6 protein-coding genes and 1 pseudogene are annotated in these 7958 nt (G+C 29.5%); all 7 read right to left on the reverse strand.

The features are described 5' to 3' along the window. Window positions 1-411: 411 nt before the first annotated feature. The 7 genes and pseudogenes from OC701_RS01940 to OC701_RS01970 all read right to left on the reverse strand — a co-directional run bounded on the left by OC701_RS01940 (window position 412) and on the right by OC701_RS01970 (window position 7551). Window positions 412-1017: an HpcH/HpaI aldolase/citrate lyase family protein gene (locus tag OC701_RS01940; RefSeq protein ID WP_304514421.1), complete on the reverse strand. Its 606-nt coding sequence runs from the start codon at window positions 1015-1017 to the stop codon at window positions 412-414. Between the two features lie 65 nt (window positions 1018-1082). Further along, the gene (citD, locus tag OC701_RS01945; RefSeq protein ID WP_304514422.1) at window positions 1083-1370 is read right to left on the reverse strand and encodes a citrate lyase acyl carrier protein; all 288 of its coding nucleotides are present in this window, start codon (window positions 1368-1370) and stop codon (window positions 1083-1085) included. After that, window positions 1360-2031 carry a bifunctional 4-hydroxy-2-oxoglutarate aldolase/2-dehydro-3-deoxy-phosphogluconate aldolase gene (locus tag OC701_RS01950; RefSeq protein WP_304514423.1) on the reverse strand — a complete coding sequence of 224 codons (672 nt, stop codon included), beginning with the start codon at window positions 2029-2031 and terminating at the stop codon, window positions 1360-1362. The genes citD and OC701_RS01950 overlap by 11 nt, the downstream gene beginning before the upstream one ends. A 441-nt stretch (window positions 2032-2472) precedes the next feature. Then, window positions 2473-4203 (reverse strand): annotated as a pseudogene (locus OC701_RS01955) (reverse transcriptase domain-containing protein). Window positions 4204-4762: 559 nt separating this feature from the next. After that, complete coding sequence (locus OC701_RS01960) at window positions 4763-5407, reverse strand: triphosphoribosyl-dephospho-CoA synthase (RefSeq protein ID WP_304514424.1); 645 nt, start codon at window positions 5405-5407, stop codon at window positions 4763-4765. Window positions 5408-5449: 42 nt separating this feature from the next. Continuing rightward, window positions 5450-6943, reverse strand: coding sequence for a 2-hydroxycarboxylate transporter family protein (locus tag OC701_RS01965; RefSeq protein ID WP_304514425.1), 1494 nt, complete (start codon window positions 6941-6943; stop codon window positions 5450-5452). Window positions 6944-7020: 77 nt separating this feature from the next. Further along, the gene (locus OC701_RS01970) at window positions 7021-7551 is read right to left on the reverse strand and encodes a DJ-1/PfpI family protein (protein ID WP_304514426.1); all 531 of its coding nucleotides are present in this window, start codon (window positions 7549-7551) and stop codon (window positions 7021-7023) included. Between the last annotated feature and the right edge of the window lie 407 nt (window positions 7552-7958).

A 7958-nucleotide genomic window follows, 5' to 3' on the forward strand; every position in this document is an offset into this window, starting at 1 on the left:
CCATCCGGACTTTTATTTCCGGATTAGTAAACTTAATTACTTAGTTTTAGGATTCTCCAAGTTACCTTAAATTTCTACCTTAATTCCTTAGGGGAAGTATCCTCTTTTGGAGGCTGATTCCAGGTTTCTTTATTTGATAAACTATCCAATACTGATTGTTAATATTGATAGACTCTGGACTGTCCGTTTAAGCAACTTCCGGTACAGGTTTGCTAATTACATCAATTTTCCTTCTTAGGCCATCTCAGGCTTTTCCATAGAATTATTTGGTGGCGGAGTCTTCTTGACTAGTTTGCTTTTGTCGCAACCCGCTTTTATGGTCTGCTGTAGTCCGTCATTCTTTCATTTGACTGATCGACCATATCCTTTCAGGGTTTATCAGCCCTGGCTATTGGTTAGATAGCACGAAATTTAGGCCTCTTTGGCGCCCCAATCAATAGCATCGATATCCACAGCTCTAGCTGCATGTAATATCATTTGACGAGCAAAAAATAATTCATGACGATTAATAGTTTTAGTAGCTTGCAAATTTAACATATAATCGACACCGCCCAAAGCAATTCCTACTACTCGCGAAGAAGATGAAGCTATTTCGAGCGCATTTAAAACTCCTTTAGCGCTTTCTATAGCACAAAAAATAACAATTTTAGAAGATTTATTATATTTAGACTCAATATTTTCAATATCTTTAATAACTCGTAAAACTTCTAATTTTGATTCAACCTTCGGTAAACGAATAGCATCTAATTTTTCGTTAGTTACCATAGCTTCTAAATCTTTCTGATAAAAAGGAGTGTCAAAGGCATTAATTCGTACCATAGTTTCAATGTTAAACCTATGATAATCTAAAAAACTAATCATATTTCGAGTTAATTCGCGTGCAGCATCCTTTTCTTCGACAGCAATAGCATCCTCTAAATCAAATATCACACTATCTACCTGATAAGAAATAACATCTTTAAATAAAGCAGGATTATTACCAGGTACAAATAACATGGTTTTTCTATTTTTTTTCATTTTGAACCTCGATATTATGTTTTATATTTAAAAATTAAAAAAATTTTAATAATAATATAGATAAATCAGGCTTTAGAACGCTCTAAAGCTACTAAAATACGTGACTTTAAAACAATTTCTAAAGCGCCTTGATCTTGGATTAAAACTTTACAACTAGTAATATTATTTTTTTTTAAAATTTCAAGAGTTAAAGAGCGCATTCTTTCTCCAAATTGTTTTTCAAAAGGTGATTGGATGATAATTTGTATAATATCAGATAAATTAGGTTCTATAGTTACTAAACAATCACTCGAATTGAGAGAACCACAAAAAGCTCTTTTTATAATTGGATTGAATTTATTATTATTTATCATTTCCTAATAATCCTCTTTTTTTGATAACTTTTTGAACTATATCAACATATTTCGCAGCTAAATTAGCTATTTTAACTTCATCCACTACATCCGCATTGTGATCGCTACCTAATTCACCCGTAATACCAACTGCTAATGCACCTGCTTCGAAATAATCCAAAATGTTTGATAAATTAATACCTCCTGTTGCTAAAATAGGCCAATTTGGAAAAGGATCTCGAATTAAGGATAAAGCTTGAGCTGTAAAAACAATGCTCGGATACAATTTTAATAAAAAAGCTCCTTTTTGAATTGCTAGATACATTTCATTAACACTCATAACTCCGGGAACATATAAAATATCATTTTTAATAGACCAATTTAAAATTTCTTCATTATAAACCGGAGACACTAAATATTGTGCTCCTGCTTCTAAAGCTGTTTTAGCTTCTTGTAATGTTAATACAGTGCCAGCTCCAATCATTGCTTTCGGATATTGCAAACTAATTTCTTTAATTATTGAAAAAGCTTGAGGAATAGTTAAAGTAATTTCGGCAAAACGAAAACCATTTTCTAATGTATTTTTTAAAATTTTATAAGCATTATTTTTAGTTTTAGTACGAACAATCACACTTAAAGGATTTTTCTTTAAATAATAAATTTTTTTTTGAATATTTTGCACCTAACACACTCCGTTTTGATTAATTTTAATTAATAAATATATTTTAAACTAAAAAGTTAATATTAATAAATATTAACCAACCGATTTACACAAAATAAAAAATAAGTTACAACAGATAAATCAGCACAACCCCCTGGGGATATCTTATGATTTACATAGTAATCATTTTTAGATAAAATAGCTTTTTGAAAAATTCTAAAACCCATATTTTCTAAAATATTTAACCATAATAAAGCTTTTGTTTGTATTTTTTTAAAAAATAAAAAACCAATTTTATTAATTAAAGATACGGATAGATTAATTGCGTTTTATACAACGATTTGTATTTGTTGTTTTATTTACAATCAGCCCCCGTCCAAACCGGACAAGCAAGTTTCCAAGCATCCGGCTTTCCATAATTTACTCTCTTTCGAGAACCAATTTCTCCTCACGGTTGATTAGTTATTTATTCTTATTGTTCTTATTCTTTCTGATATCATGTATTTGCTGATTGGTTATCTTACGATGACAATCTTTACACAATACCTTTGTTCTTTTATTCATGATACTTTGGTAATGCGCATTGCGAATTGTTCCAATGTGATGAATTTGAAGTTGGGTTGTTTTGTCGCAATTCTCACAACGTTCCGCTTTTAAACGGTCAGTTAGATGGGTACGACCTTGGAATATAAACCTATTAATGGTAATGTCCGGGTTTCCCTTATAGTTACGCATTTTTTTAATTTTATTCCAAGAGTAAACATCCCATGGTTCGTATTGGGTTTTTCCTTTATTAAGATAAGTAATCCCCCAGGTCGAACCAATTTTACATTTCTTTCGAACTCTAGCAATTGACGTTTTTTGTTTCCTTGCCAGTGTTTTCAAACAGCTATATTCTGCTAGATAATTTAGATGAGTTAAAACACCAAGATTGTTAGCTAAACAGAATTATCGGATAATTCCTCTGACAACTGTTTTATAGGTCCGGATTATTTCTAATTCGTCTCTATCTGCTAATGTTTCGTCATGTTTCACCTTCCCCCTTTTTGACCAATTGTGTTCATATCCGTATTCTTTGTCTTTCGCTTTGGGAATTTGGATTTGGACCTTGCCATTTAGGTAATTATTTGAGGTTTTCTTTTTCCGCGTTTTTTTGGTGGGATTCACCTTTACCATGTAGGATAAAAACCTAGTTCCTTTACTGGCTTTGACAATTTTTGATTTATTCTTACTGATGGTAAGCTTTAAATCTTGTTCTAACCATTGTGTAACTTGGTTCTTGATACTGCGCGCCTTACTATATTCCCCCTTGACGCCAATGATAAAATCATCCGCATAACGGATATATTCAACTCTTATTTTTGGATTTAGATTGATATGACTATCAATTACCAGACTATGATGTTGGTTTTTAGACCATGCTTTCTTATATTTTGGGTTATCCTTCCAAATCGGTTTCCCTTCCTTGATCAGTTCCCCCATTTTCAGGTCGATGTAATGTAAATATACATTCGCCAACAAAAGAGAAATAATTCCTCCTTGAGGAGAGCCTGATAAGGATTCATATTTGATGCCATCTTTCATGAAGCCCGCTTTTAACCATTTGTTAATGGTTGACAGTGTTTTATTCTTTTTGATGAACTGATTTAAGGTTCTCATCAGAATCTCATGATTGATGGTATCGAAGTAACCTTTTAAGTCAATTTTGACAAGGTAATCAATTCCTTTAAATCTTTGTTTGACACGTTTGATAGCGTCATGACATGATTTTTTGGTTCTAAATCCAAAACTCCATTCTGAGAAGATATTTTCGAAATAGGGAGTTAAAAGTTGTTCCAAACATTTTTGCATCAGTCTATCTTTGATAGTCGGTATACCCAAAGGTCTAGTTTTTTTATTATCTTTAGGAATGAGGGTTCTTTTAACTGGTTTTGGGTTGTACCTGTTATTAACATATTCCCGATGGTATCTTTCTAGTCTTTCCAGATTAATTCCATCGATGGTTTTATTGTCAATTCCAGGTGTACCCGCTCCTTTGTTAGCCGCAATTTTATTAAATGCTGTTAACATGTTGTAAAAGTTATTCATTCCCTGTTGGAGTTCTCTTTTTAAAGAGTAGCTGTTTGATGAACAATATTGAATTTTATTCAGTGTTCGCGAAAGTTTAGTTTCTGGTGAAACTGTCGTTGACATAATATATCAACTCCTTTCCCGATACCATTGAATAAATAATAAATTACTTTCTTCTTTCGCCCTATGAGAGCTATTAACTCTCTTCTTGATAAGCCGATTAACTAAATTATTCCAAATTTAGGTTTACCCTTATGACTACTAAAAAGATTCTTTATCCTTGACCATCCAGGCTTTTATCTCCGGATTAGTAAACTTAATTACTCAGTTTTAGGATACTCCAAGTTACTCTAAATTTCAACCTTGATTCCTTAGGGGAAGTATCCTCTATTCGAGAGGCTGATTCCAGGTTTCTTTTTATTTGATAAACTACTCAATACATACAACTTATACTAGTAGACTCTGGACTGTCCGTTCAAGCAACTTCCAAACAGGTTTCGAAATTACATCCATTTTCCTTCTTAGGCCATCTCAGGCTTCTCCGTAGAATTATTCGGTGGCGGGGTCGTCTTGACTAATTTGCTTTCGTCGCAACCCGCTTTTATGGTCTGCTATAGTCCAGTATTCTTTCGTTTACTAAACCGACCATCTCCTTTCAGAGTTTATCGGCCCTGGCTATTGGTTAGATAGCACGAAATTTAGGCCTCTTTGGCGCCCTTGTATCTTCAATAATACTCATATAAAAAATTAATAAACATAAATAAAATTCTTGAGATTTTAAATAGGGATTTTTTTTATAAATACGTAAAATAAAAGGCAAACCTTGAAAAAAAATTTTATAATAACCTGCTAAAGCTTCTCCACGTGCTCCCGTGATTCCAAATTTTTTAAAAAGTTTTTCACCAGGAGTTTTATTGTTAAAATATACAAAATCTTTACGTAATTCTTTAGTTAATTGGCATGTTTGAAAATACCAATTAGAAAAAGGAATATTATGAAATATACAATACGAAACTACATAATAAATAATTCCAAAAGAAAAAATTAAACCTTTATGAGTATTTATGTTATTAGTAACTTTGAACATGCGTTTTTCTTGTTCTATACCTAATATTCTTAATTTATTAAAGTTTAATGATTTATGTGATAAAACTAAATTATAAATATGGAGAAAATAAACACCAAAAGTTTCTTTAGACTTCATAAAAAGATTAAAATTCATATCTTGATGAGATCCGCAGTTATTTATAGAAACTAAACCTAAAGAAGGATAACATAAAAGTTCAGTTTCTATAGAAATAAGAGCTAATTTAATTAAATATTTCACAATTGTTTTTCAAGAAACATTAACTATCAACAGATACATTCATCAATTGATAAAATAAAATAATGGAAACATGATACTAGCTACAATTACTATTAAATCTCCACCAAGACGAGTAGATATTTGCGCATAAGGTGATAATTCTAAAGAATCAGAAGCTTCCAGAATAGCCAAATTACCTGCACCACCAATACTATTAGCACAAAGTCCAGCAGCAATTGAAGCTTGAACCGGATAATAACCCATTTTATTACCGATTATAGCAGATGCTAAAGCAGTAGTAAAAACACAAACAATACAAGTAAGTAAAAAAGATAAATTAGAAATACGGTCAATAATCATTAATATATTAATATTAATACCAACAACTACCAAAATACAAGATGAAAATGATTGAGTAATAAATTTAGATGCTTGATTAATATTTTGAATATAATTTTCTGAAATCAAATCAAAAAACTTAATTAATAACACTAAAATAACTAAAAAAATAATAGTCGGAGGTACATATTTTTCCAAATTAGCAGATGGCCATAATTTTAATAATACAGTTCTAAAAATACTACTTAAAGCGTATAAAGCGAAAATAATTAATAACCCCATTTTCATATTTAGAAAACTTAAATTAGAATTATTATCTTTTGATTCATTTTTAAGAGAATTAAATCGATTACTACTTAATTTATGTATATTATTTTTATCTAATTCACCTTCTGGACTGCTATATTCCGAATTACCAAAAAATTTTTTAATTAAACCTCCAAACATAACACTTAAAATTCCGCCAATTAATAAAGAAGTAATAATATGATTTTTAAAGGCATCTTCAAAACGAACTATTCCTTGTGAAAATACTTTTATTAAAGGAATAATACCACATGTTAAACCACCACAAGAAATAGGAACAAAAATAAAAAATATAGCATCTAAAAAACTATTACGATGACTACCAGGAACATTATCAATACCACCAATAGGTTTTAATAAGATTCCTAAAATTCCTGTTATTAAACCTGAACATATTAAAGATAAAATAACCAACAATAAAAATTTAGGTCCATTTTTTTTTAAAATAAATTTATCAATACTTAAAAGACTTCCGCAAACCAATGAAGCAACGAAAAATTCAGAAAAACCTATATTACTGTTTTTATTAAAAAAAGATATTCTTTCGCGAAATGCAGATTGAAATTGCATTAATGATGCTTCGAAATTACGAGGAAAAAAATTATAATTAAACAAAAAAGCCGGCAATAATAAACAAAAAATCGCTCCTCCACCCATATCTTTAACAATAGGAATTTTGTTACCTATTACTTTTAATATTTCGGCTAAAATCATAGTAAATAATAAAACTGAAATTAAATTATGCCAAGATGAATTAAATTGCCCTTTATAGGCATCGTAAGATGTCCAAATATGTATTATAGAAATCATTAATAAAATTAATGCAAACCAAATTGAAAAACCTAAAATTTTTAATTTAGGTTTTTTATAAGAATGAAAAGTTGAATCATTAATAGAACTATTTATATTCATATATACAAACTACTTCCTATTTTTATTTGTTATCAAAATCTTTTTAAAATAAAAAACATATGATGGGAAAGATTAATTTATATTAAGTTTATTTTTTTATTAAATGTTTTTAACAAAACATCAACAAAATCTAAAACTGTCCAAGGTGATTGTGAAGTAATAAAATTACCACTTAAAACTGTCATTTTATCAACACAATATTCTCCTTGTTTAATATAACTCTCATATCCAGGAAAACAAGTAAAAGAATGATTTTTTAATAAATTTAACTGTCCTAAAAAAGCTGGAGCTGCGCATATAGCCCCAATAAATTTATTATCATTTGCGAAATCATTAATTAAACTTAAAATATTATTCAACAAAGCATTTTTGTTTTCTATAACATTTTTCACATATGGACCGCCTGGTATGATTAAAAAATCATATTTGTGAGAAATAACATTTTGCGACAAATCAGCTTTAACCATTAAATTTGATGCAGAAACAACATCCAAAGAATTATTAAATGTAATAGTCGTAATATCAAATCCATTATTTTTTAATAAAGCTCTTGTTACCAAAGCTTCACAATCTTCAAAACCGTTTTGCAAAATTAATAACCCTTTCATATAACAAATCCCCTTTTTTTATCTTATATATTTAGCATGATATATATTTTTTAAATTCTGTTTCAAAAAATTTTTTTAAAATTTTAATATTTTAAAAACCCCCAAACTTTAAATAATTATTAAAAATGATTTTTAGATTTGATTTATTTTTGTTATAAGGATATAGATTATTTACGTTTTGAAAAACTGATTTCTTTTTATTATATTTATCATAATTATTCTTCTTTAAAAAATATTGAAAAGCAAGTTTCCAAGCATCCGGCGCCTAATATCTAATATTAGATATTGAAACTCTTTCGCCTTGTAAAGGTTATTACCCTTCGCCTAGGTCGGGTTAGCCTTAAATATTCCAATTTGAGGATGAAACCGACGACTACTCTAAGTTTCGCTTTTCCCTTGAGCCTAGC

It is taken from the genome of Candidatus Phytoplasma bonamiae (genome assembly GCF_030586845.1).
In the GTDB taxonomy this organism is placed as follows: Bacteria; Bacillota_I; Bacilli_A; order Acholeplasmatales; family Acholeplasmataceae; genus Phytoplasma; species Phytoplasma bonamiae.